Origin of the sequence: Microbacterium caowuchunii, assembly GCF_008727755.1 — a bacterium.
Classification (GTDB): Bacteria; Actinomycetota; Actinomycetes; order Actinomycetales; family Microbacteriaceae; genus Microbacterium; species Microbacterium caowuchunii.
In genome coordinates this window covers 2,236,872-2,260,827 of the sequence record NZ_CP044231.1, presented here as the reverse complement: position 1 = coordinate 2,260,827, position 23,956 = coordinate 2,236,872, and the positions used below count along the sequence as shown (strand labels likewise).

At 72.1% G+C, this 23,956-nt stretch carries 25 protein-coding genes and 1 tRNA gene; 17 read left to right on the top strand and 9 right to left on the bottom strand.

Annotated elements, in window-relative coordinates; all coding sequences use genetic code 11:
- Positions 1-2 precede the first annotated feature (2 nt).
- Genes F6J84_RS10850 through F6J84_RS10835 form a run of 4 tightly spaced genes read right to left on the bottom strand, consistent with a single transcriptional unit; the run spans position 3 to position 4,154 of the window.
- A complete protein-coding gene (locus tag F6J84_RS10850; protein ID WP_150973672.1) occupies positions 3-455 on the bottom strand; it encodes a Fe-S oxidoreductase in 453 nt (150 codons plus the stop codon).
- Positions 452-1,273 (bottom strand): arginase family protein, encoded by an 822-nt coding sequence (locus tag F6J84_RS10845; RefSeq protein ID WP_150973670.1) that lies wholly within the window; start codon positions 1,271-1,273, stop codon positions 452-454. Before F6J84_RS10845 ends, F6J84_RS10850 begins: the two co-directional genes overlap by 4 nt.
- A gap of 53 nt (positions 1,274-1,326) precedes the next feature.
- Positions 1,327-2,124, bottom strand: a complete 798-nt coding sequence (locus F6J84_RS10840; RefSeq protein ID WP_150973668.1) for a PspA/IM30 family protein — start codon at positions 2,122-2,124, stop codon at positions 1,327-1,329.
- Positions 2,125-2,180: 56 nt separating this feature from the next.
- Positions 2,181-4,154, bottom strand: coding sequence for a TPM domain-containing protein (locus F6J84_RS10835; protein ID WP_150973666.1), 1,974 nt, complete (start codon positions 4,152-4,154; stop codon positions 2,181-2,183).
- Between the two features lie 130 nt (positions 4,155-4,284).
- On the opposite strand from F6J84_RS10835, the gene F6J84_RS10830 reads away from it, so the two are divergent.
- From F6J84_RS10830 to F6J84_RS10810, 5 genes are all read left to right on the top strand, one after another.
- Complete coding sequence (locus tag F6J84_RS10830) at positions 4,285-5,118, top strand: DUF3097 family protein (protein ID WP_150973664.1); 834 nt, start codon at positions 4,285-4,287, stop codon at positions 5,116-5,118.
- Between the two features lie 79 nt (positions 5,119-5,197).
- A complete protein-coding gene (trmB, locus tag F6J84_RS10825) occupies positions 5,198-5,860 on the top strand; it encodes a tRNA (guanosine(46)-N7)-methyltransferase TrmB (RefSeq protein ID WP_150974784.1) in 663 nt (220 codons plus the stop codon).
- Between the two features lies 1 nt (position 5,861).
- Positions 5,862-6,731 (top strand): CPBP family intramembrane glutamic endopeptidase, encoded by an 870-nt coding sequence (locus F6J84_RS10820; protein WP_150973662.1) that lies wholly within the window; start codon positions 5,862-5,864, stop codon positions 6,729-6,731.
- 60 nt (positions 6,732-6,791) lie between these two features.
- Positions 6,792-6,864, top strand: a tRNA-Arg gene (locus F6J84_RS10815).
- Between the two features lie 117 nt (positions 6,865-6,981).
- A complete protein-coding gene (locus tag F6J84_RS10810) occupies positions 6,982-7,422 on the top strand; it encodes a universal stress protein (RefSeq protein WP_150973660.1) in 441 nt (146 codons plus the stop codon).
- Between the two features lie 92 nt (positions 7,423-7,514).
- Here the strand turns inward: F6J84_RS10810 and F6J84_RS10805 are convergent, their stop codons facing one another.
- From F6J84_RS10805 to F6J84_RS10795, 3 genes are read right to left on the bottom strand one after another with little or no spacing between them, the layout of a single operon-like run.
- A complete protein-coding gene (locus tag F6J84_RS10805) occupies positions 7,515-8,090 on the bottom strand; it encodes a DUF3618 domain-containing protein (RefSeq protein WP_150973658.1) in 576 nt (191 codons plus the stop codon).
- The gene (locus F6J84_RS10800) at positions 8,087-8,503 is read right to left on the bottom strand and encodes a phage holin family protein (protein WP_150973656.1); all 417 of its coding nucleotides are present in this window, start codon (positions 8,501-8,503) and stop codon (positions 8,087-8,089) included. Before F6J84_RS10800 ends, F6J84_RS10805 begins: the two co-directional genes overlap by 4 nt.
- Positions 8,500-9,273, bottom strand: coding sequence for a hypothetical protein (locus tag F6J84_RS10795; RefSeq protein ID WP_150973655.1), 774 nt, complete (start codon positions 9,271-9,273; stop codon positions 8,500-8,502). The genes F6J84_RS10800 and F6J84_RS10795 overlap by 4 nt, the downstream gene beginning before the upstream one ends.
- A 235-nt stretch (positions 9,274-9,508) precedes the next feature.
- Here F6J84_RS10795 and F6J84_RS10790 point away from each other — a divergent pair, with 235 nt between their 5' ends.
- The 5 genes from F6J84_RS10790 to F6J84_RS10770 all read left to right on the top strand — a co-directional run bounded on the left by F6J84_RS10790 (position 9,509) and on the right by F6J84_RS10770 (position 13,805).
- Positions 9,509-10,339, top strand: a complete 831-nt coding sequence (locus tag F6J84_RS10790; RefSeq protein WP_150973653.1) for a glycosyltransferase family A protein — start codon at positions 9,509-9,511, stop codon at positions 10,337-10,339.
- On the top strand, positions 10,336-11,187 hold the full coding sequence (locus F6J84_RS10785; RefSeq protein WP_150973650.1) for an endonuclease/exonuclease/phosphatase family protein: 852 nt from the start codon (positions 10,336-10,338) through the stop codon (positions 11,185-11,187). Before F6J84_RS10790 ends, F6J84_RS10785 begins: the two co-directional genes overlap by 4 nt.
- A complete protein-coding gene (locus F6J84_RS10780) occupies positions 11,184-11,792 on the top strand; it encodes a DUF2238 domain-containing protein (RefSeq protein WP_150973648.1) in 609 nt (202 codons plus the stop codon). Before F6J84_RS10785 ends, F6J84_RS10780 begins: the two co-directional genes overlap by 4 nt.
- Positions 11,793-11,853: 61 nt before the next feature.
- Positions 11,854-12,354 (top strand): SRPBCC family protein, encoded by a 501-nt coding sequence (locus tag F6J84_RS10775; RefSeq protein ID WP_150973646.1) that lies wholly within the window; start codon positions 11,854-11,856, stop codon positions 12,352-12,354.
- Complete coding sequence (locus F6J84_RS10770; RefSeq protein WP_150973645.1) at positions 12,351-13,805, top strand: phytoene desaturase family protein; 1,455 nt, start codon at positions 12,351-12,353, stop codon at positions 13,803-13,805. The genes F6J84_RS10775 and F6J84_RS10770 overlap by 4 nt, the downstream gene beginning before the upstream one ends.
- A gap of 23 nt (positions 13,806-13,828) precedes the next feature.
- On the opposite strand, the gene F6J84_RS10765 is transcribed toward F6J84_RS10770, so the two are convergent.
- Together F6J84_RS10765 and F6J84_RS10760 are read right to left on the bottom strand one after the other, a co-directional pair.
- Positions 13,829-14,389, bottom strand: coding sequence for a manganese efflux pump MntP (locus F6J84_RS10765; protein WP_150973643.1), 561 nt, complete (start codon positions 14,387-14,389; stop codon positions 13,829-13,831).
- A 178-nt stretch (positions 14,390-14,567) separates the two neighbouring features.
- On the bottom strand, positions 14,568-15,338 hold the full coding sequence (locus F6J84_RS10760; RefSeq protein WP_238702467.1) for an SGNH/GDSL hydrolase family protein: 771 nt from the start codon (positions 15,336-15,338) through the stop codon (positions 14,568-14,570).
- 90 nt (positions 15,339-15,428) lie between these two features.
- Between F6J84_RS10760 and F6J84_RS10755 the strand changes: the two genes are divergently transcribed.
- The 7 genes from F6J84_RS10755 (at position 15,429) to thrB (ending at position 23,817) form a co-directional block, all read left to right on the top strand.
- Positions 15,429-16,229: a transglutaminase-like domain-containing protein gene (locus tag F6J84_RS10755; RefSeq protein ID WP_150973641.1), complete on the top strand. Its 801-nt coding sequence runs from the start codon at positions 15,429-15,431 to the stop codon at positions 16,227-16,229.
- Positions 16,230-16,391: 162 nt separating this feature from the next.
- A complete protein-coding gene (locus F6J84_RS10750; RefSeq protein ID WP_150973640.1) occupies positions 16,392-18,059 on the top strand; it encodes an arginine--tRNA ligase in 1,668 nt (555 codons plus the stop codon).
- Positions 18,060-18,066: 7 nt separating this feature from the next.
- Positions 18,067-18,882: an LmeA family phospholipid-binding protein gene (locus tag F6J84_RS10745; protein WP_150973638.1), complete on the top strand. Its 816-nt coding sequence runs from the start codon at positions 18,067-18,069 to the stop codon at positions 18,880-18,882.
- 178 nt (positions 18,883-19,060) lie between these two features.
- Positions 19,061-20,476, top strand: a complete 1,416-nt coding sequence (gene lysA, locus F6J84_RS10740) for a diaminopimelate decarboxylase (RefSeq protein ID WP_150973636.1) — start codon at positions 19,061-19,063, stop codon at positions 20,474-20,476.
- On the top strand, positions 20,473-21,798 hold the full coding sequence (locus tag F6J84_RS10735; protein ID WP_150895550.1) for a homoserine dehydrogenase: 1,326 nt from the start codon (positions 20,473-20,475) through the stop codon (positions 21,796-21,798). The genes lysA and F6J84_RS10735 overlap by 4 nt, the downstream gene beginning before the upstream one ends.
- A gap of 1 nt (position 21,799) precedes the next feature.
- Entirely contained in the window at positions 21,800-22,885 is a 1,086-nt protein-coding gene (gene thrC / locus F6J84_RS10730; protein ID WP_150973634.1) for a threonine synthase, read from the top strand.
- On the top strand, positions 22,882-23,817 hold the full coding sequence (thrB, locus tag F6J84_RS10725) for a homoserine kinase (protein ID WP_150895546.1): 936 nt from the start codon (positions 22,882-22,884) through the stop codon (positions 23,815-23,817). The genes thrC and thrB overlap by 4 nt, the downstream gene beginning before the upstream one ends.
- The last annotated feature ends 139 nt before the right edge of the window (positions 23,818-23,956 follow it).

Here is a 23,956-nt window from a genome sequence, read left to right as displayed (position 1 = left end):
GCTCAGCGGGCGCCGCGACGCACGTAGCGGCCGTCCTCGAGACCCGCTTCGATCTCGAACCGGTTGCGCAGCGGGTTCCGTCCGGCCAGGGCGTACAGCAGCGGCATGAGGAACCCGTACCGCCGCCACTGGCGTTCGTGGACCGCCTCGTGAGCCAGCAGCCGCTCGTCGAGCGCTCCGTCCCCGGTGAGGAAGCAGTTGCCCACGCAGACGCCGCCGCGCGGGTACGCCCAGGACGGCAGCCCGCGGAACACGTACAGGCGCCCGTGCCGCTCCACCCTTCCGCGGCTCCACAGTGTTCCCCACACCCAGCCGACCGTGCAGCCGTAGGCGTATCCGGCGGCGCTGATGGGGGAGTCCAGCAGGGCTGCCGGGATGAGCCGATCGATCCGTCGTCCGCGTTCCACGGCTTGTTCGGCGCGGGCGCGCCAGTCGGACGGCAGCTGCCCGCTCATGCCAGCGCCCCGACCAGTCGCAGTAGTGTCCCCATGTCGGCTGCGGCGCTCGCCGCCGAGGCGGGGGCGAACCCGGCCAGGGAGGAGCCGGCCAACGGCACGGCCTGGCGGACAGCCTTCAACGCCCGGATGAGGCCGGTGAGTTCGACGCCGAACGGTTCCGCCGCTTTGACTCCGGGCATGTCCGCAGGATCCAGCGCGTCCACGTCCACGTGCAGATGCACGGCGTCCGCGCCGAGCCCCGTCACGGCGTCCACCAGCTGGGACGGCTCGCGCAGATCGTCCGCGCTGAGCACCCGGATCCCCCGGGCGGCGATGTACGCGGACTCCTCCGCATCCAGCGATCGCGCCCCCACCAGGATCACGTCCGTGGGGAGGATCGTCTCGCGGGGGAGCGTCAGCCCTTCCGCGCCGTCGCCGAGGATGGCCCGCAGCGCCATCCCCCCGAAAGCGCCGGACGGGGAGGTGTCCGGTGTGTGCAGGTCTGCGTGGGCGTCCGCCCAGACGAGAACGACGCGTCCGGCACGGGCGGCGGACTCCCCGACCGCGGCGACGGCGACACTGCAGTCGCCGCCGACGGTGAGGGCCCGCTCCGGGTCGCTCCCCAGCGCGTCCTCGAGCGACTCGCGCACCTGGCGCAGCGCGCTGTATCGCTGGACGCCGGTGCCCAGTGCGTCGCCGGCTTCGAGCGGGACGGGCACACGCGTGCAGGAAGCACGGGGGAGGTCGCCTGCTATCGCCTCCGCTCCGTCGACCAGTTGCATGGCACGGGCGGATGGCGATCCCTGCCACTGCGGGACGATCACGAATCGCGTCACCGGCACTCCTCAGGAAGGGCGGGGCCGCGCCGAACGCGCGACCCCGCCGTGACTCACTGCTGGCTCTGCTGAGGCAGCTGCTGCTGCGGCTGCGCCTGGCCCTCGGCGCCCGCGCCGGAGCCCAGGGCGCCCTGCGTCGTGCCGCCGGCCTTCAGCGCGGCGAGCCGCGCCTCGACCTCGGTGAGCTCCCCGATGTCCTCCAGGCTCTCGAACTGCGCATCCAGGCTGGACGCAGCCAGTTCCGCCTTCCCGGCCGCGAGGGCCTCCTGGCGGCGGATCTTGTCCTCGAAGCGACCGATCTCGCTCGTGGGGTCGAGCACGTTGACGCTCTTCACCGCGTCGTGCACCTTGTTCTGCGCCTCGGCGACCTTGGCGCGCGCGAGCAGTTCGCTGCGCTTGCTCTTGAGCTGCTCCAGCTTCTGCTTCATGCCGTTGAGGCCGTCCTTGAGCTTGTCGACGACCTCCGTCTGCGCGGCGATCTGCGGGGCGGCCGCCTTCGCCTGGCTCTCCTCGGAGATCTGGCGCTGCAGCGCGATCTTGGCGAGGTTGTCGAACTTGTCGGCATCCGTCGTGTTCCCCGCAGAGCGCATCTCGTCGGCGCGTCGGCTCGCGGCGAGCGCCTTGCTGCCCCACTCCGCCGCAGCCTGCACGTCCTCCTGGTGGTCGCGCTCGAGCAGGCGCAGGTTCCCGATCGTCTCGGCGATGGCGGCTTCGGCGTCGGCGATGTTGTTCGTGTAGTCGCGCACGAGCTGGTCCAGCATCTTCTGCGGGTCCTCCGCAGAATCGATCATCGCGTTCACGTTCGCGCGGACGAGGGTCGAGATTCGTCCGAAGATGGACTGCTTGGCCATCGGGTTTCCTTTCCTAGAGGTCTTGTCCGGGGGGAGGGTGTTCCTGCGGCGGCGGATCAGAATCGGCCACCGCCTCGTCGGGATCGGCCGCCTCCGCTGAAGCCGCCTCCGCCGGAGCGGCCACGGGAGCTTCCGCCCGGTCGCGGACGGTACCCCCCGCCGCTGAAGCCCCCGCCGAAGCCGGAGCTGCGGCGGTTGTTCCCGAGCATCGAGCCGATCACCAGTCCGCCGAGCATGGCGCTCATGTCGCCGCCTCCCCCGGTGGGAGCGAACGCGCTGACGTCGCCGCGGGCGGACTCGGCCGCCGATACCGCCAGCTGGGATGCCCGCTGCGCGGACGCGAGGGCCTGCTCCGGGGAAGCTGCCTGCTGCTGCAGCGCCTGCCCGAGCGCCGCGCGTGCTTCGGCGAGACGGGTGCGTGCCGTCGCTCCCACCGCGCCGCGCCGTGCGGCGATGAAGTCCTCGGCGCCGGAGATCTGCGCCTGCGCCTGCGTGAGCGCAGGGGGGAGCATTTGCCGTGCGTGTTCCGCACGGGCTGCCGCGTCACGCGCGGTCTGCAGGAGCGCGTCCAGTTCCTCGTCCGCGGATTGCAGTCGCTGCAGGGTGGCGAGCGGATCCGCCGGGCCGGACGCCTGGCGGAGGTTCTGCGCCTCGGCACGGGCGGCCGCGACCGCGGCAGCGAGACGTCCGTCGGGGTCCGGGAGGGCGCCCGCGGCCGCGATGTCCCGTTCCAGCTCCGCCGCGACCGCCGGGATCTGCGCCGCTGCCGCACCGAGCTGCTCGTCGAGAGTGCCGACAGCCTGTGCGAGCGTGCGCGCCTGGGCGGTGGCGTCCTCCGCGGAGCGGATGGCGACCGCCGCCTCACCGGACGCGCCCCGGGCGAGGGCGCTGTCCGCCGCGGCGAGCTGCTCGTCGGCGAACCCCAGACGGTGGCGTGCCTGCGCGATGTTGTCGGCCACGGCGGCCACGGCGGAGGGGGCGTAGGCGGCGCCGAGCTGTTCCAGACGCGCGGCGGCCGGGCCGACCTCCGCATCCGCGGTGGCTCGCGCCGCCCGGACGCGCTCCAGAGCTGCGGGCGCGTCCTGCTCCAGTCGCCGGAGCTCGTCGAAGCCGGCGGCCTGCTCCTGCAGACGCCGGGTGGCCGACTCGCACAGCGAGAGCACCTCGGTGTGCCAGGCGCGGACCTGTTCCTCGGTGTCCGGGATGTCGTCGTCGAGCTGCTGACGCAGGGTGAAGGCGCGATCCAGCTCCGCCCGGGATTCGGCGAGGGCTGCCGTGAAGGGCGCGGTGGCGGACTCGGGGAACTGCGCGGCGGCGAAACCGAGTTCCTGCTCCCCGGTGCGCACGGCGTCGTCGGTCTGGACGAGGGCGGTGGCGGCGCGCCGGGCGAGGTCTGCCGTGCTCTCCTTGGGCGTGCCCACCGCGGCGGGTCCCCGCCGGCGGGAGCGGATGATGAAGAAGATCACCACGCCGATGATGGCGACGACCGCGATCACCGTGATCGCGATGCCGACCGAGCCGCCGGAGTCGGAGGATCCGCCGGGCTGTCCGCTCCCGCCGCCGGCAGCGGAGGCGATGCCCGCGGCCGCGCCTTCCACGGCGCCGGACCAGTCGTCGGCGCGGAGGGCGGGGAGCACGCCCTGCTGCTCGATGGTCGCGAGCTGGTCCTCGCTGAGCGGACCGGCGCTGTCGCCGGAGAGGTAGAACTGGCGCGCCTCGACCGCGATCGCCAACAGGTACTGCGTCGGGCCGAGGCCGTTGCGCTCCGCGGTCGTGTTCGCCCAGTCCTCGGCCGTAGACGGGTCGGTGAACTCGTCGACGTACACGACCCACAGATCCAGGCCGGTGTCCGCCGCGAGGGTCTCCAGCCGCGCCTCGGCGGCGCTCCGCTCGGCGCCGCTGAGCACACCGGCGTCGTCGACGACGTAACCGGAGCCCAGGTCGACCGGTGCGGTGGCGGATGCCGGCAGTGCCGCGCCGAAGACGAACACGAACACAGCAGCGAGCGCGAGAGCCCAGCGGGGTCGCATCAATGGCCTCCTTCGGAGCGCGGATCACGCCTGCTGCGAGTCTATGCAGTCGGGATGGGCCAGTGCCATCGGCCGGGAACGCGGGTCGCTCCCGCGAGGTGGGGCGGCGGATGGGTACGCTGGCGCACCGATGGACGACCGATACGGAGCAGACGTGCTCGCCGCCGGATGGCGCGAGCGGCACCAGCGCGCCCTCGCCCGGGTCGCGGCCGAGCGGGACCTCGTGGTGGAGGTCGCGGAGGACGGATTCTGCGGCGCGGTGACCTCCGTCAGCGGGGGGCTCGTCGAGCTCGAGGATCGGCACCGCCGGCGCCGGATGTTCGAGCTCGGACCGGGCTTCCTCGTGGACGGTGCCCCTGTGGTCCTGGTGGCGCCGACGCGCACCGCGGCCGCCGCGCCCGCACGCACCGCATCCGGATCCTTCGCGGTCGCCGACGCCCGCGCCCGGGTCGCCCGGCCCAGCCGGATCCTCGTCGAGGGCAGGCACGACGCCGAGCTCGTCGAGAAGGTGTGGGGGGACGACCTGCGGATCGAGGGCGTCGTCGTGGAGTACCTGCAGGGCGTGGACCTGCTCGCCGATCTCCTGGAGGCCGAGCCGCCCACCGCCGAGCGGCGCTACGGCGTGCTCGTGGACCACCTGGTGCCGGGCTCCAAGGAGGCGCGCATCGCGCAGGCCGTCGAGCGCGGCCGGCACGGCGCGCACGTCAGGATCGTGGGGCACCCGTTCGTCGACGTCTGGCAGTGCGTGACGCCGCGTGCGATGGGGATCCGGGCGTGGCCCGAGGTGCCCCGTGGCATCGACTGGAAGACGGGTGTCTGCCGCGCGCTGGGATGGCCCGCCGAGGAGCAGGCGGACTTCGCCCGCGCCTGGAAGCGCATCCTCGGATCCGTCCACAGCTACCGCGACCTCGAACCGGCACTCCTCGGCCGGGTCGAGGAACTCATCGACTTCGTCACCGCCTGACTACCCTGGGAGGGTGACCGAACCCGCCCCAGGAGTCTTCCGCGACCGTCCCGTCTCGTTCGTCCGCCGCAGCGGGCGCATGTCCGAGGCGCAGGAGCGCGCGTGGAGCGAACTCGCTCCCGCTCTCGTGCTGCCCGTCCCCAGGGATGAAGCCGTGACGAGTGTCGCCGCGGGATCGCACATCGACCCGGCAGCGGTCTGGGGCCGTGAGGCGCCGCTGATCGTGGAGATCGGGTCGGGTCAGGGGCATGCCATCGTGCACGCAGCCGCCGCCCGTCCCGATGCCGACTTCCTCGCCGTCGAGGTGTTCCGGGCGGGCCTCGCCCGAACGATGCTGGACGCCGAGCGCGCGGGGGTGTCGAACCTCCGTCTGGTCGAGGCCAACGCGCCCGAGGTGCTCGAACACCTCCTCCCGGCCGCATCCGTCGACGAGGTGTGGGTCTTCTTCCCCGATCCCTGGCACAAGAAGAAGCACACGAAGCGCCGGCTGGTGCAGCCGGTCTTCCCCCCGCTGCTCGCTCGCGCGCTGCGCCCCGGCGGGATCGTCCGCCTCGCCACCGACTGGGAGGACTACGCGCTGCAGATGCGCGAGGTCATGGACGCTGCGGCGCCGTTCGAACGCGACTTCGAGGGCGAGTGGGCCCCGCGGTTCGAGGGTCGCGTGGAGACCGCGTTCGAGGCGAAGGGGAAACGGGCGGGTCGTGCCATCCGTGACCTCGCCTACCGGTACTCGGGTCGCTGACGTGCCCGTCGGGGGAGGGGCCGCTCCGGTCGTGAAGGCGGACGTCCGCGCCGTGGTTCCGGCGCTGCTGGTGTGTCTGGCCGCACCGTCGTTCTTCGTGCTGCTCACCCCGTGGCTGGGCTGGGTGCTCCTGGCGGCGGGGCTCGGTGCGGCCTGGTGGCTGGAGCGGGGGGCCCGACCCGCGGCGGCGCACGCCGGTGAGGCCCGCCCGCCGTCGCTCCTCCGGGATCTTTCGCTGATCGCCCTGGGGATGCTGATCGTGAGCGCGATCCCGCTCGCAGCGGAACTCGACAACGCCGCGATGGTGCGGTTCACCCTCGCACTCGGCGGTGCCGTGGCCGTGCCCTATGTGGTCTCGCGGTTCGTCTACCGGGACCACGCCATCCGGTTCCCGTGGCGCGGGGGTGGACGGTGGACGGCGTTCCAGTGGTCGTGGCTGCTCGCAGTCCTGGTCCTCGGATGGCTCATCCTGCCGTTCTACTTCATCACGTCGGGGGTGTACCAGAACTGGCCCGTCGTCGACACGCCCGACCTCATCGCCCGGCTGTTCGTCGGTGTGGGTGCGGTGGGGATCTGGGACGAGCTGTTCTTCATCTGCACCGTCTTCGCCCTGCTGCGCCGTCACCTGCCCGTTCCCGTGGCGAACGTCCTGCAGATGATCGTCTTCGTCTCGTTCCTGTGGGAGCTGGGCTACCGGGAGTGGGGGCCGGTGCTCACCATCCCGTTCGCGCTTCTCCAGGGGTACATCTTCCTGAGGACGCGGTCGCTCGCCTACGTCGTGACCGTCCACCTGCTGTTCGACGCGGTCGTCTTCGCCGTCCTCGTGCATGCGCACAACCCCGGGATGTGGGACGGGATCTTCCTCGTCTGACGCTCCCGGCGCGGCCGGTGATCGGGAGGGGCCCGCGCGGATGGTAATCTCGACCGGTACGCCTCCGTAGCTCAGTGGATAGAGCGCCGGTTTCCGGTACCGTAGGTCGCAGGTTCGACTCCTGTCGGGGGCACGGACGTGAAGCGCCGCCTGTTCGCAGGCGGCGCTTCGTCGTTCTCCGCATCGGGTTCCTCCGCCCCGCGGGACCTTCGCCCTTCGCGGCGCGGCCGGGGTTTGCTGTCATGGGCGTATGAGCCAAACAAACCCAGAGAGCGCGCACCTCTACCGCCACATCGTGGTGGGCGTCGACAGTTCTGACCAATCCGCGGCCGCCCTCCACCACGCCTGCCTCCTCGCCGAGGAGTTCGACGCTCGGCTGACGGTCGTCCTGGTGTGGTCCCTGCCGATCGGTTACGACGGCGTCCTCGCATCCGGGACCGATATCGAGCGGAACGCGGGGACGGAGCTGGCCAGGATCATCGAGCAGGGCGTTCCCGAACGGGTCAGGGAGCGCGTCCGCGCGATCACGCGCTCCGGGGCGCCCGCCCCCGTGCTGATCGACGAGAGCGAAGAGGCGGATCTCCTCGTGATCGGGAGCCGCGGCCGGGGCGGCTTCGCCGGACTGCTCCTGGGCTCGGTCAGCACCCAGTGCGCGGCCCATGCGAAGTGCCCGGTGCTGATCCACCACTGACCCGCGGGGCCAGGACGATGTCCTGAGCGGCCCACCCCGAGCAGAAGGCCGCCGTCGGACTCCGACGGCGGCCTTCTGCTCGGGGACTTCTCTCAGCCGCCCTGGACCTGCTGTCCCGCGTCGCGAGCGCGGTCGGTCACGTTCCCGGCGGCGCCGGTGGCGTCCTCCTTCACATGGGAGGCGGCTTCAGCGGCGGTGTCCTTGACGGCCGCCACGGCCTCCTGGGCGGGCTCCTTGAGGTGCTCGCCCATCTCCCGTGCCGCCCCGGCGGCCTCATCGAGGAGGGGCTGCGCCTGGTCCTTGACCGCGGACGCCGCCGACTTCTCCTTCTCCGATGCCGGGACCAGGGAGGCGATCAGCAGCCCGGCACCGAACGCCATCAGTCCCACCGCGAGCGGGTTGCCCTGGGCCTTCGCCACAGCCTGCCGACCCGCGTCGGACACGCCCGCCACGGCGGACGAGCCGGAGTCGCGCAGGGCCGACCCGGAATCGTCGGCGGCGCCCATGATGCGCTCCCGCACGGACGTGACGGCGCCTTTCATCCTGCCGACTTGTCGGTCCACGATCTTGGACGGGGTCACCTTGTCGGCGAGGGCGTCGACGTCCAGTCCGAGGTCGCGCCGGGTCTTCTCGATGTCTTCACGAATCGCATCGGGTGAATCGCTCATCGGTTCTCCTCATTTCTCTTGATCGCATCGGGGATCTCTTTCAACGTCTCCACCGTCTGCGGTGCTCCGTCGACCTTCTTCATTTCCTTGCGTCCGATCAGGAACAGGATCAGGGCGATGACGCCCCAGATGACGGCGACGATCACCGCCGACCAGCCGAGCCCGACGAGGAACCCGAGTGCCCACCAGAGCGCGACGGACAGGAAGAACACGGCCATCAGCGCGCCGTAGGCGGCGCCGCCGTACATCCCGGCTCCCTTGCCCGCATTCTTCGCGGACGCGCGCAACTCGGCCTTGGCCAACTCGAGTTCCTGCCGCATCAGCGTCGACAGGTCGCGGCTGACTTCGCTGAGCAGTTCCCCGAGCGACGTGGTGGCCGCTCTTTCCTCGGACGGAGTGGGGACGTCCGTCATCGCCGGGTCCCGTCATCCGGGCGCGTGCCCTCCCAGGCGGCGCGGGACTCGTCGTACACGGGGGTGCCCACTTCGGCCGTGCCGGCACCGGCTGCGGCGACATGACCCGACCCGGGCGTTCCCACGTCCGGGATACCCGCGCCGGGAGGGACGACACCGCGCACGCCACCGGCAGGGGTGGGGGTGCTCGTCCCGGCAGAAGCACGGGGTGTCTGTTCGCCACCGCCCGTGGCGCCACCGGACGAGTCCGCAGCGTTCTCCGCGAGCGCGCGCGTCAGCCGTCCCACGGCGAGACCCGCGATGGCAGCCACGGCGATGAACGTGCCCGGCTTGCGTCGCGCGTACGATTTCACCTCGTTCAGGACGGATCCCGGGTCCCGGTCGCCGAGCCAGGAAGCGATCCCGTTCACGCGCTGAGCGACCTGCCTGACGACGTCGGTGGCGACGCCCGGGTTCTCCGCGCCTCGAGCCAGGGAGTCCAGCTCGTCGCCGACCGAGTGCAGGCCTTCGGCTACCCGATGCTGCTGGGTGGTGGCCTGTTCCCTGAGTTCCCGCTGCGTCTGCGCATAGAGGTCCTGCACCTGGTTCTTGGCCTCACCGGCGACGGAGGCGGCCTCCGTCTTGGCGGTCTCGACGACGTGCCCTGCCTCCTGGGACGCCGTCTGGGCGACCTGACCGGCCTCGTGCTTGGCCGTGTCGACCTTTCCGGATGGCTGGTTGTCGGCGGGGACGGTCGCGCCGTCAGTGCCGCCTGTATACGTGTCCGACATGGTTCTCCTTCGCTCCGACCGATCCGGGGGGAGGATCGGGTGGGTATCGTTCTACGTTTCCGACGGTGATCCGCGATCGGGGTTGACTGTGACCCCGCACTGTGGATCGAGCGTCGTGTTCGCGCCTCCCTCCGTTCCCCGGCCTTGCATCGGGCGAGCCCAGCCCTCACTCCCGGATCGTGCCGCCGATGTCAACGCTCCCGGTCATTCCGCCGACCGGGGTTACCGTGGCCCCATGCCAGCGGACGACGATGCGAGCCCGGGTGGTGTGGATGCCCTGCCGCCGCGCGCCGGGACCGTGTCCGTGGTCATCCCGGTGAAGGACGACGGCGCGGCGCTGGAGCGGTGTCTGCGTGCGCTCGGGTACCAGACCCGGCCGCCGGACGAGGTGATCGTGGTCGACAACGGTTCGTCGGACACGTCCGCGGATGTCGCGCGGCGCGGCGGCGCGGTCGTGGTGTCCTGCGCGACGCCCGGGATCCCGGCGGCGAGCGCGGCGGGATACGACCGCGCCTCGGGCGACCTGATCCTCCGGCTGGACGCGGACTGCATCCCGGATCCGCGTTGGGTGGAGGCATGCACGAACGTCTTCCGCGACCGTCCCGAGCTCGTCGCGTGCACCGGAGGCGCCCGGTTCACCGACGGGCCGCGGCTGCTGCGCCGTCCCCTCGCCGCCGCCTACCTCACGGCCTACGTCCTGGCGACGACCCCGGCGCTGGGGCACCGGCCGCTCTTCGGCTCGAATCTCGCGATGCGCAGCGACGCCTGGCGCACCGTCCGCACCCGCGTGCACCGCCATGATGCCGAGATCCACGACGATCTCGACCTGGCCTTCCACCTCGGCGCGTGCGGGCGGATCGGCTCCCTCCCGTCGGCGACGATGGGCATGTCCATGCGACCGTTCCGGAGTGCCCACGGGTTCCTCCGGAGGGTGCGCCGCGGCACCCGCACCGTCACCCTGCACTGGCCGGTCGATTTCCCGCCGTTCCGATGGGCGCGGATCGCCGCCGTCCGCCGTGGCCGGTCGCCGCGCCCCGGGTGGCGCGTCGGGGTGCGGGCGTCATGACCGATCCGGTTCTGTTCGGCCCCACCGCAGCGCCGGGCCTGCACGTGATGAGCGTCAACATCCGCCGACGAATGCGCAGCATGATGCCGGCCGACCGATGGACCCGGCGTGCCCCGGCGCTGGCCGACCTGCTGTGCAGCGAGGAACCGGCCCTGATCGGGATGCAGGAGGCGCTGCCGGACCAGGCCGCCTATCTCCGCGACGAGCTGGGCCCGGCGTACCGGATGGTGGGCCGAGGCCGCGAGACCGGCTTCCGGGGCGAGGGATGCCCGCTGTTCTTCGACGCCCGTCGGCTGGAACTGCTCGCCTGGGACCAGCAGGCCCTCTCCGACCGGCCGGACACCCCGGGGTCGGTGTCCTGGGGAAACCGGATCCCGCGCGTCATGGTCTCCGCGACGCTGCGCGACCGCGCGACGTCCGCTGTCTTCCTGATGACCAACACGCACCTCGACCACCTCTCCGCGCCGTCGCGGGTGCGCGCGGCGCGGGCCGTGCGCGAGCGTGTGTCCGCCGCGCGCGTGCCGGCCATCGTGACCGGGGACATGAATGCGGGGGAGCGGTCCGTCGCCATCCGGGAACTGCTCGCCGACGGCGTGCTCCGGGACTCCTGGACGGCGGCGGCCGAGCGGACGACCCCGGAGTGGGGGACGTTCCCGGCTTACCGCGCGCCGCGGCGCCGGCGCAAGCGCATCGACTGGATCATGGTGACGCCGGATGTGGAGGTCGTGCGGGCGGGGATCAACATCCGGCAGCCGCGGGGGCGCTGGGTGTCGGACCACCTGCCGGTGCAGGCCGTGGTCATCCCGCACGGAGAGGCCAGCCCGCACGGAGAGGACGGACAGGCGTGATCGAGAACTTCCTGCGGCTCCCGCGGGGGCCGGTGCAGATCACCGCCGACCTGCTGCGCCTGCTCGGGGTGATCAGCGTCGTCGTGGCGGGGGTGTGGTGGAGTCCCACGGATGCCGGCGTGCTCGCTTTCGCGCTCCCCGCCCTGTTCATCCCGCGGTTCGTCGGCGTGCGGGCCTGGTTCGATGTCACCTGCAACGTGGTCGTGCTGGTCGCGGCGTGGAGCAACGTCTTCGACCTGTACACCAGGGTGGCGTGGTGGGACCTGGTCGTGCACTTCACCTGCACCGGGGTCCTGGCCGCGCTCGCCTATCTGGGGCTGTCCCGGTTCGGCGTGGTGACCCCCACCGCCGATCCCGGATTCCGACGGGCGACGGGTGTCATCCTCGGCCTCGCGCTCGGGCTGGCCGTCAGCGCACTGTGGGAGATGGTCGAGTGGGCGGGCTACACGTTCATCAGCGACCGGATCTTCGTGACCTATGACGACACGATCAGCGACATGGCGATCGGCGGTCTCGGCGCGCTGCTGGCCGGCTTCGCCCTGGCCGTCCTGCCGTTCGAACCGGCACGACTGTCCGAACCGGCCCCGAGCCGCGTCGAGGTCTAGCGGCGGCACGCGGCGATGGCAAGACCGCGCGGGTGCTGCGGCGACTTTGTAGCGTGGGGTCATGTCTCGTAATGTGCGGTCGATGGCGTGTTCCCCGGAGGACGTGTTCCGGGTGCTGGAGAACGGATGGCTCTTCCCCTCGTGGGTGGTGGGCGCGTCCCGGATGCGGGACGTGGCGGCCGAGTGGCCCGCGGTGGGGTCGCGGCTGCACCATTCGTTCGGAGTATGGCCGGTGCTCATCGACGACTCCACCGAGGTCCTCGCCTATGACCCGCCCCGTCGCTTCGTCCTGCGGGCGCGGGGGTGGCCGGTGGGCGAGGCGCGCGTGACGATCGACGTCAAGCCGTGGCGTGACGGGTCGCTCGTGCGGATCCAGGAGGAGGCCGTGGCGGGGCCGGGACGGTTCGTGCCGCAGCCCCTCATGGATCTGCCCCTGCACTGGCGCAACACCGAGACGCTGCACCGCCTGGCCTACCTGGCGGAGGGGATGGCGCACGCCCGGCCCCGCCCGAGCAGCGTCGAGGCGGAGTCCTCGGACGGTGGGGGCGAGGCGGGGCGGTGAAGGCCGAACTCGACGCGATCGTCGTCGGGAGCGGACCGAACGGGCTGGCGGCGGCGGTCACCCTTGCCCGGGCGGGCCATCGCGTGCGCGTCTACGAACGGGCCGGGATCCCCGGCGGGGGCGCAGCCACGAGCGAACTGACGCTGCCCGGCTTCCGGCACGACGTGTGCTCGGCCGTGCACCCGCTGGCGTTCGAGTCGCGGTTCTTCCGCGAGTTCGGCCTGACCCGGCGGGTGCGCTTCGCCGTCCCGGAACTCTCCTTCGCGCACCCGCTCGACGGGGGGCGCGCGGCGCTCGCCTACCGGGACCTGGAGCGCACCCGCGACGCGCTCGGCGCGGACGGACCCGCCTACGCCCGGCTGATGGCGCCGCTGGCCGCGCGCGCGTCGGCGATCGCCGAGTTCACCGGGGCGACGCTGCTCCGGGTCCCGCGTGACCCCGTCGCTGCCGTGCGATTCGGCATCCATGCCCTCGAGCAGGGGACACCGCTGTGGAGCGCGCGGTTCCGCGAGGACGCCGCACCTGCCCTGCTCACCGGCGTCGCCGCGCACAGCATCCTGCACCAGCCGAGCATCGCCGGGTCCGGAGCGGGTCTCGCACTCGCCGCGTACGGTCACGCCCGCGGATGGCCCATCCCGATGGGGGGCAGCCAGGCGATCGTCGACGCGATGACCGATGACATCCGCGCCCACGGCGGCGAGATCGTGACGGAGCACGAGGTCCGTTCGCTCCGGGAGCTGCCCCGTGCCCGCGCGGTGCTGCTGGATGTGACCCCGGCCGCCCTGATCCGCCTCGCCGGCGACCGGATGCCGCCCCGATACCGCGCGGCGCTGGAACGCTTCCGGTACGGGGACGGCGTCGCCAAGGTGGACTTCGCGCTGTCCGAGCCGGTGCCCTGGGCGGACCCGGAGGTGCGGCGTGCGGGGACGGTGCACGTGGGCGGCACGCGCGCGGAGGTCGCGGCATCCGAGAACGCGGTCGGCCGCGGTCGGCTGAGCGACCGGCCCTACGTGCTCGTGTCGCAGCCCTCCTCGTTCGATCCCGGGCGCGCGCCCGCAGGACAGCACACCCTGTGGACCTACACGCACGTGCCCGCCGGTTCCACCGCGGACCGGGAGGAGGCCGTCGTCCGGCAGATCGAGCGCTTCGCGCCGGGGTTCCGCGACACGATCCTCGCCGCCCGCTCCCGCACGGCGGTGGAGGTCGCCCGGCACAATCCGAACTACGTGGGCGGGGACATCTCGGCCGGCGCGCCCAGCCTGATGCAGCTCGTGCGGCGGCCGACCCTGGGCCCCGACCCCTGGCGCACGCCGATGCCGGGGGTGTACCTGTGCTCCGCCTCGGTCAGCCCCGGCCCGGGCGTGCACGGGCTCGGCGGGTGGTGGGCTGCCCTCAGCGCGCTGCGGAACGAGTTCGGCACCCGCGCGCTGCCCGATCTCTCGCCGCGCTGACCCGCGCGGCCGGGATCGCCGAGTCAGCCGAGCAGGTGCTCGAGCAGGATCTTCGTGCCGATCCCGATGAGCACGAGTCCGCCCGCGATCTCGGCGGGCTTCTCCCAGCGGTTCCCCGCGCGGTGACCCAGCAGGACCCCGCCGTACGCGAGGACGGCGGTGAGCAGCCCGATGAGGATGACCGCAGGCAGGATGTCGACGTCGAGGAATGCGAGACTCAGCCCCACCGCGAGCGCATCGATGCTGGTGGCGAGGGCGAGCGCCAGCAGCCGGCGTGTCCGGATGCGTCCGGCTCCGCCCTCGGCGGGCGCCGAGTGGAAGGCCTCCCAGAGCATCCTGCCGCCGATGAGTGTCAGCAGCCCGAACGCGACCCAGTGGTCCACCGGGGCGATGACGGCGTTCAGCTGCGCCCCGACCGCCCAGCCGAGCAAGGGCATGAGCGCCTGGAAGAGACCGAAGGTGAGGGCGATGCGCAGCGCCTCGCGATGGACGCGGCGGCGCAGCCGGACCCCCTGCGCGAGCGATACCGCGAAGGCGTCGGCGGAGACGCCGATCGCCACGATCAGGAGGGTGAGCAACGACACGCGGGGGGAGTGCCTTTCCGCCGCCGACGTCCAGGGGATCTCGACACGGCATCGGGTGTCGAGAGTCCCGTCCGCGGTGCGCATGCTGTCGGCGTGCGGCGGACGCTCTCGTGCCCCCATCCTCCCAAAGGAGGGCTCGTCGCGCGGTTCGGGCTCCCGAAAAAGCGCCGCGCGCCGGTCAGCGGGCGGGTCGGAGCGCGGCCAGGGCGTCGGCGACGCGCTGCGCGAGATAGGCGTGCCCCGCGGACGTCGGGTGGTCCCTTCCGATGTCCCCCGTGTCGATGACCCACTCGTAGTCCTCGGGCGTTATCCACTCCTCGAGCACCGGTGAGATGTACGGCCACCCCCGTGCGGCGGCCAGCCCCGCGAGGTCCCGGTCGATCCGCGCGGTCGCGCTCTCCACCGGCAGGACCTGCGGCGCAGGGCCGAGCACCACGACCGGTGTCCCCGGGTAGATCCCGGCCAGCGCGTCCCAGGCGGCGGTCACCGCATCCGCGTAGCCCGTGTCCGGGAGGTGGCGGTCGTTGATGGATCCCTGCACGATGATCAGGTCCGGTCCCAGCCGCGGATCCATCCGCGCGATGCGCTCGCCGAAGGTGCCGATGCCCTCCCCGCCGGGAACGAGGTAGCCGCTGCCAGGGACGCCGTCGACGATCGTCTCGCCGTCGAGGAGCTCCGCGAGCACGTACGCGTACCCCTCGGCGGGCGAGCTCGCCGCGGCTCCCCAGGTCCAGGAGTCCCCGAACACGAGCACGCGGGGATGGTCGGGGAGGTCGACGGACGCCACGGCCACCGCATCCGCCGGTCCCGCTTCGGCGCGGCTGACCGCCGCGTCCTGGCTCGTCCACGGTCGCCAGAGCGCGAGGGCGCAGACCACGGCGATCGCCGCGGCCAGACCGGCCGTCACCAGCACGGAGCGGCGCGCACGGGAACGGGACATCCGGGTCATGCGACGAGCGTACGTCCTCTCCCGGCCACGCGGGGGGCAGGATCCCGCCGCCCGCGCCGAGAGGGCCGGGACGCGTGCGAGGATTGCTCGGTGCAACGCGCCGTGACCGCCGAACTGGACCTCGATCTGGGCTCCGCCGTCGACCTCATCTTCCAGATCACGGCCGCGCGATCGATGCCCCTCACGGCAGAGGAACTGACCTTCCGGCAGGGTGACCACGCGTGCACACCGACAGAGATCGTGGACCGCTCCGGTACGCGTCTGCACCGCCTCACGGCGGGGCCCGGCCCCCTGGAGGTGCGTTACCGCGCCACCGTGTCCGGCCGCGCGGATCCGGCGCCGACGAGCGAGCTGGAGACGATCGGCTACCTCCGGCCGAGCCGTTACTGCCAGTCCGACGAGGTCTTCGCGCAGGCCCGCCGCCAGTTCCGCGGACTCGACGGGCACGACCTCATCGCCGCGGTCTCGGACTACGTGGCCACCAGCGTGACCTACACGCCGGGCCTGAGCCTCGGCACGGACAGTGCGGTGACGACGCTCGCGAGTGGGCAGGGCGTCTGCCGCGACTACGCGCATCTGGTCATCGCACTGCTGCGGGCGATGGACGTGCCCGCCCGGTACACGGCCTGCTTCGCGCCGGGTCTGGAGCCGATGGACTTCCATGCCGTGGCGGAGGCATACCTCGACGGCTCCTGGTACGTGATCGACGCCACCCGCCTGGCCCCGCGGACGTCGCTCGTGCGGATGGCGACGGGCCGCGACGCGGCCGACTGCGCGTTCCTCAGCTACCACGGCGGTCATGTCGGGTTGGAACGGATGCGGGTGGACGCCGTGACCATCGATGCCGCCGACGCCCCGGACGACCACGTCGCCCTGGTCCGGATGGCCTGACCCGCCCGCCCCGTCACACCGCGAGACTGCACGCTGAGCACGAGACAGCGCGTGGCGACGTCCGTCTCGTGCTGCCGATGCAGTCTCGCGGGCGGGCGCGGCGGCACGAGCCGGGCGCCCGCGCAGGGAGGGCACCGCCCGCGAACGTAGAATGGGCAGGCTATGGATCCCGAACAGCTCTCCGCCGCCCTGCTCGCCGTCGTCGCCCCGCTCGCCGAGGCGCGACGCCCCGGCGCCGCGGCCGAACTGTCGGTGGCCGACGTCGTCCTCGACCGTCCCAAGAACCGCGACCACGGCGACTGGGCCTCCAACATCGCCCTGAAGCTCGCCAAATCGCTCGGCACGAACCCGCGCGAGTTCGCCGCGGAGATCGTCGGTCCCCTCTCCGCCGTGCCCGGCATCGCCGCCGTCGAGGTCGCGGGGCCCGGGTTCATCAACATCCGCCTGGATGCCGCCGCTGCCGGCGCGCTCGCCAAGACCATCGTCGAGGCGGGTGCCGCGTTCGGCACCAACACGACCCAGCGCGGCAACTCGATCAACCTCGAGTTCGTCAGCGCCAACCCGACCGGACCGCTGCACATCGGCCACACCCGCTGGGCGGCGCTCGGGGATGCGATCGCACGCCTGCTGCTGGCGTCGGGGGCGACCCTCGTCCGCGAGTTCTACATCAACGACGCCGGAGCGCAGATGGATCGCTTCGGGCGCTCTGTGCTGGCGGCCGTCGAGGGCGTGCCCGGCCCCGAGGACGGTTACGCCGGCGAGTACATCCAGTCCCTCGCCGCACGCGTGCGCATCGAGCACCCGGAGGTCGACGATCTCACCGGCGATGAGAAGCTGCACACCGTCCGCGAGCTCGCCTACCGGTTCCAGCTCGGCGAGATCCAGGCCTCGCTCGAGCAGTTCAACGTGCACTTCGACGAGTGGTTCTCGGAGCGCGTCCTGCACGCGCCCGGCGAGGACGGGCGACCCAGCCTCGTGGACGAGGCGGTCGAGCGCCTCCGGGCGCAGGGTCACGTCTTCGACCAGGACGACGCCGTGTGGGTGCGGACGACGGACTTCGGCGACGACAAGGACCGCGTCATCCGTCGCTCCAACGGCGAGTACACCTACTTCGCGGCCGACGCGGCGTACTACCTGAACAAGGGCGACCGCGGCTACCGTCACAAGATCTACCTGCTCGGCGCGGATCACCACGGCTACGTGCACCGTCTCAAGGCGCTCGCCGGCGCGGCCGGTGACGATCCGGAGAAGGACATCGAGGTGCTGATCGGGCAGCTCGTCTCCATCAACGGCGCCCGGCTCAGCAAGCGCGCCGGGAACATCATCGAGCTGGACGACCTGCGCGCCTGGCTCGGGACGGATGCCCTGCGCTACTCGCTCGCGCGCTACCCGGCGGACTCGCCGCTGACGCTGGATCCCGAGATCCTGCAGAAGCGCACGAACGACAACCCGGTGTTCTACGTGCAGTACGCCCACGCGCGCACCCACAACGTCGCCCGCAACGCCGCCGCATCCGGCATCGAGCGCACCGCGTTCGCGCCGGAGTCGCTCACGCACGAGACCGAGTCGGCGCTGCTCGGCGCGCTGCAGGAGTTCCCTCGTCTGGTCGCCTTCGCCGCGGAGGTGCGCGAGCCGCACCGCGTCGCCCGCTACCTGGAGGAGCTCGCCGGGCTCTACCACCGCTGGTACGACAACTGCCGGGTGATCCCGCTGGGCGACGAGCAGCCCACGGACCTGCACCGCACGCGTCTCTGGCTGAACGACGCGACCGGTCAGGTGCTGCGCAACGGCCTCGGTCTCCTCGGTGTGAGCGCACCCGAACGGATGTGACCCGCCCGTGAGCGCCGACACCCAGCCCACCGTGCCGTTCCCCGAGGAATGGCAGGAGCAGGATGCGGCGCCGCGCCGCCGGCGTTGGCCGTGGCTCATCGCGGTCCTCGCCGTGCTGGCACTCGCGGCCGCGGCCTGGTTCGCGGGGGAGTGGATCGCCAGGGACCTCATCACCAAGGGCGTCCGGCAGCAGATCGCCACCCGGCTCGACCTCGCCGCCGACCAGGAGATCGACGTCCAGATCCCCGGCTCCGTGCTGTGGCAGCTCGCCGCCGGGAGTATCGACGACGTCCGCCTGTCCTCGGACGACCTGCGTCTGGGTGACGTGAGCGCCGATGTCGTCGTCGACCTGCACGACGTCGCCCTCTGGGACGGCCCCACGATGGCGGACGGGGCAGCCACCGTATCGCTCGGCGCCGATCAGCTGCGGGCACTGCTGGCGACCGTCGACGGGTTCCCCGCCGACACGGTCGGGATCGCGGCCCCGGACATCACGGTGTCCACCGAGCTGTCCTTCTTCGGCGCCGCATTCCCTCTGGGAATCGCGCTGACCCCGTCCGCGGTCGACGGCGACCTGGTGCTCACCCCGGCGGCCATCCGGCTGGGGGATGCGGACATCACCGCGGATACGCTGCGCGACCGCTTCGGCGCCCTGGCCGATCCGGTGCTCGAGGGCTATCGGGTCTGCCTGGCCGAGTACCTGCCCGTCGGCGTCCCGCTCCAGGCCGTGCGGGTGACCGCGGACCGGCTGGTCGCGGATTTCGCGGTCCGCGGCAGCATCCTCACGGATGCGGCGGAGCGGGCGAAGGGCGTCTGCGCCTGAGCGGCACCGGCGTGCCCGGATGGAGCGCCCGGTCCGGCACGGCCGGGGGTCCGCGCATGACGGGCGCGGCATGGGCGGTGCTCTAGACTCGAGACACTCGCGACGGCGTGTCGTGGGGGGCACCCGCGGCCGAGCCCGATCACGTCGACCTGCAGCCACCACCGATTGGGTTACCTCTGTGTCCGCTTCGTCGTCCCGGCCCGCCGCACCGGCGTGGCTCGAGGTCCCGGCCGATCCCAATGACCTCGCCCCCGGCGTCTGGCCCGCCTCGGCCGGCCGGAGCGCGGCCGGCGGGCTGGAGATCGGCGGCGTGCTCGCGACGGATCTCGCCGCCCGCTTCGGCACGCCGCTGTACGTGCTGGACGAGGACGAGGTCCGCACCCGCGCCCGCCGCACGCTCGCCGCGTTCCGCGCGGCGGCCGAGCGGCACGGAACCACGGCGCGCGTGTACTACGCCGGCAAGGCGTTCCTGTCCACCGAGGTGGTGCGCTGGATCGACGAGGAAGGGCTCGCCCTCGACGTCTGCAGTCCCGGGGAGCTGGCGGTGGCGCTGGCCGGAGGAGCGGATCCGACGCGGCTGGGTTTCCACGGCAACAACAAGAGCACGGCCGAGCTCCGTCGCGCGGTGGAGATCGGGCTGGGCTCGATCATCGTCGACAGCTTCGACGAGATCGCCCGCCTGGGCGAGGTCACCTCGGGACTCGCGTCGCCGCAGACCGTGCTCATCCGGGTGAACACGGGGATCCACGCCGAGACCCATGACTTCCTGGCCACGGCGCACGAGGACCAGAAGTTCGGGTTCTCCCCGGATGCGGCCCGCCTCGCCGCCGCGCGGATCCGTGATGTGCCCGGATTGCGTCTGGCCGGGCTGCACTGTCACATCGGTTCGCAGATCTTCGGTGCCGACGGCTTCGCGGCGTCCGCCGAGCGTCTCGTGACCCTGCACGCCGAGCTCCTTCAGGGGGGCGACCTGCCCGTCATGAACCTCGGCGGAGGCTTCGGCATCGCCTACACGCGCGCCGACAGCCCGTCCGGCATCGAGGAGCTGGCCGACCGGATCGTGGATGCGGTCGCGCACAGCTGCGCAGCGCACGGGGTCGCCATCCCGCAGCTCGCCTTCGAACCGGGGCGATCCATCGTGGGGGCGGCGGGGGTCACCCTCTACACGGTCGGCACGGTGAAGCCGGTCGACCTCGGGGACGGACTCGGGCGCACCTATGTGAGCGTGGACGGCGGCATGAGCGACAACGCCCGTCCGGCCCTCTACGGTGCGGACTACTCCGCGCGCATCGCGTCCCGGGTCAGCCCGGACGCCCCGATCCTCACGCGGGTCGTCGGCTCGCACTGCGAGTCCGGGGACATCGTCGTGGATGCGGAGTACCTCCCCGGGGACATCGCGCGCGGGGATCTGCTCGCCGTGCCCGCCACCGGCGCCTACTGCTTCTCCCTGTCCAGCAACTACAACTACGTACCGCGGCCCGCTGTTGTCGCGGTGCGAGACGGAAGCGCGCGGATCATCGTCCGCGGCGAGACGGTCGACGACCTGCTCGCCCGCGATGTCGGCGCACCATCCTCGAGGAAAGGTCAGGCATGATCGACTACCGCCACCTGCGGGTCGCACTCCTGGGCGCGGGGGCCGTCGGGTCCCAGGTCGCCGCGCTGCTGCTCAAGCACGGGGAGGAGCTGGCCGACCGCGCCGGTGCCAGCCTGGAGCTCGCCGGCATCGCCGTGCGCGATCTGGACGCGCCCCGGGACACCGACCTGCCGCGGGAGCTGTTCACGACCGACGCCGACTCGCTGATCGTGGGCGCGGACATCGTGATCGAGCTGATGGGGGGAATCGAGCCGGCGCGCACCCGTGTGCTGCAGGCGATCAACTCCGGCGCCGACGTCGTCACCGCCAACAAGGCCCTGCTCGCCACCCACGGTCCGGAGATCTTCGACGCCGCCGACCAGGTCGGTGCGCAGGTCTACTACGAGGCGGCGGCAGCCGGCGCCATCCCGATCATCCGGCCGCTCCGGGACTCGCTCGCCGGTGACCGCGTCCAGCGGATCATGGGCATCGTCAACGGGACGACCAACTACATCCTCGACCGGATGGACACGGAGGGCGCGGATTTCGCCGACGTCCTCGCGCAGGCGCAGGCGCTCGGATACGCCGAGGCGGACCCGACGGCGGACGTCGAGGGATACGACGCGGCGCAGAAGGCGGCTATCCTCGCCTCCCTCGCGTTCCACACCGCCGTGCCGCTCGAGTCGGTGCACCGCGAGGGCATCACCGAGATCACGACGTCCATGATGGATGCCGCCCGGCACGCCGGCTACGTGATCAAGCTCCTCGCGGTCTGCGAGCGGCTCACCGGCCACGAGCCCTCGGCCAGCGGGGAGGCGATCTCGGTCCGGGTGTACCCCGCCCTCGTCCCTCGCACGCACCCCCTGGCCAGCGTGCACGGAGCCAACAACGCCGTGTTCGTGGAGGCGGAGGCCGCAGGCAGCCTCATGTTCTACGGCGCGGGCGCCGGCGGGGTGCAGACCGCCTCGGCCGTCCTCGGCGACGTCGTCTCGGCCGCTCGTCGACACGTGGCCGGAGGCGTCGGGGTCGGCGAGTCCACCCGCGCGAACCTGCCGGTGCTGGAGATCGGCCACGCCGTCACGCGCTACCAGATCACGCTCGAGGTCGACGATCGGCCCGGCGTCCTCGCGATCATCGCGACGATCCTCAGTGAGGGTCGCGTGTCGATCGCGACGGTGGAACAGACCGTCATCGCCGATGACGGGGAGGCCGGCGCGCGGGCGCGTCTGGTCATCGGAACGCACAAGGCACGGGAGCAGGACCTGAGCGACACCGTCGCACGACTCGCCGAGAGCGACGTCGTGGAGACCGTCGTCTCCGTCCTGCGCGTGGAAGGGAACTGACATGGCACACGTCTGGCGCGGAGTCCTCCGCGAATACGCCGACCGACTCGGCGTGACCGAGAACTCGACGGTCGTGACCCTGGGTGAGGGCGGTACGCCGCTGCTTCCCGCCCCCGCGCTGTCCCGCATCACGGGCGCCGACGTCTGGGTGAAGTTCGAGGGGATGAACCCGACCGGATCCTTCAAGGACCGCGGGATGACGGTCGCGCTCTCCCGCGCCGTCGAGCACGGCGCGAAGGCCGTGATCTGCGCCTCGACCGGCAACACGTCGGCATCCGCAGCCGCCTACGCGGCCCACGCCGGCATCACCGCGGCCGTGCTCGTTCCCGAGGGCAAGATCGCCATGGGCAAGCTCAGCCAGGCGGTGGCGCACGGCGGCAGGCTCATCCAGGTGCGCGGCAACTTCGACGACTGCCTCGAGATCGCGCGCGAGCTCGCCGACCACTACCCGGTGCACCTCGTGAACTCGGTGAACCCCGACCGCATCGACGGGCAGAAGACCGCGGCGTACGAGGTCGTCGAGCAGCTCGGCGACGCACCCGATTTCCACTTCATCCCGGTCGGCAACGCCGGCAACTACACCGCCTACACGCGCGGCTACCGCGAGGAGGCCGAACGCGGCGTCTCCACCCGGGTGCCGCGGATGTTCGGGTTCCAGGCGGCCGGTTCCGCGCCGCTGGTGCGCGGCGAGGTCGTGAAGAACCCGGAGACGGTGGCCAGCGCCATCCGCATCGGGAACCCGGCGTCCTGGCAGCTCGCCCTCGAGGCGCGCGACGCCACGGACGGATGGTTCGGCGCCATCGACGACGACCGCATCCTCGCCGCCCAGAAGCTGCTGTCGGAACAGGTCGGCATCTTCGTCGAACCGGCCTCTGCCATCTCCGTCGCCGGTCTGCTCGACCGGGCCGAGGCGGGTGTCGTCACCGCCGGTGCGCGCGTCGTGCTGACGGTCACCGGGCACGGCCTGAAGGACCCGCAGTGGGCCCTGCGCAACGCGGACGGCACGGAGGTCGCCCCGACCGTCGTGGACGCCGAGGTCTCCGAGGTCGCCTCGGTGCTCGACCTCGCCCCCGAGGCCGGCGCGTGACCACACCCCTGGGCCGCAGCGTCTCGGTGCGGGTCCCCGCGACGAGCGCGAACCTGGGGCCCGGCTTCGACACGCTCGGACTGGCGCTGAGCCTGTACGACGAGCTCGAGGTCACCGCGCTGGAGCCCGGCCGCCTCGAGATCGAAGTGGACGGTGCGGGCGCCGCTCAGGTGCCGCGCGACGCGTCGCACCTCGTGGTACAGGCGATCGCGTACGCCTACGCGGCCGTGGACCGACCGCTTCCGGGGCTCGCCCTGCGTGCGCGCAACGTCATCCCGCATGGACGGGGGATGGGGTCGTCGGGCGCGGCGGTGGTCTCCGGACTGCTCGCGGCGAAGGGACTGCTCGAGGGCGACGTGGAGCTGGGCGCGGACACCCTCCTGCGTCTGGCGACCGAACTAGAGGGCCACCCGGACAACGTCGCGCCCGCCCTGTTCGGCGGCCTCACGATCGCGTGGATGGACGAGAACGGACCGCAGCACAAGAAGCTGCTGGTGCACCGCGGGGTGTCCCCGATCGTGTTCGTCCCGGAGTTCACGATGTCCACCTCGGTGGCCCGCGGACTCCAGCCGGACCAGTTCTCCCGCGAGGACGCCGTGTTCAACGTCTCGCGGTCCGCCCTGCTGATCGCCGCGCTCACCCAGAGCCCGGAACTGCTGATGGCCGCCACCGAGGACAAGCTCCACCAGAGTTACCGCGCCGCGGCGATGCCGGAGACCGACAAGCTCGTCCAGGCGCTGCGTCGGGAGGGCTTCGCCGCCGTCGTGTCGGGGGCGGGACCGAGCGTGCTCGTGCTCGCCGACGGCCCGGGACGTCGTCTCGAAGCCGCCCAGGTCGCGGCGACGAACGCGGACACTCCGTGGGAGGCGCTCATGCTCGCCGTCGACTTCAAGGGTGGTACAGTGAGGGACAACGCGGAGGGTGCCACGTAACCAGCGTGTATCTGGCCTCCGTCGCAATCTGCGAACCACCGCGTGATCCCTTGCACCCGTCTCGTGACGAGTCCCCGTGACTTTCGTTGCGGACCGTTTCACCTGAGCGTGGGCGCGAGAGGGCCTCTTCTGTCGGATG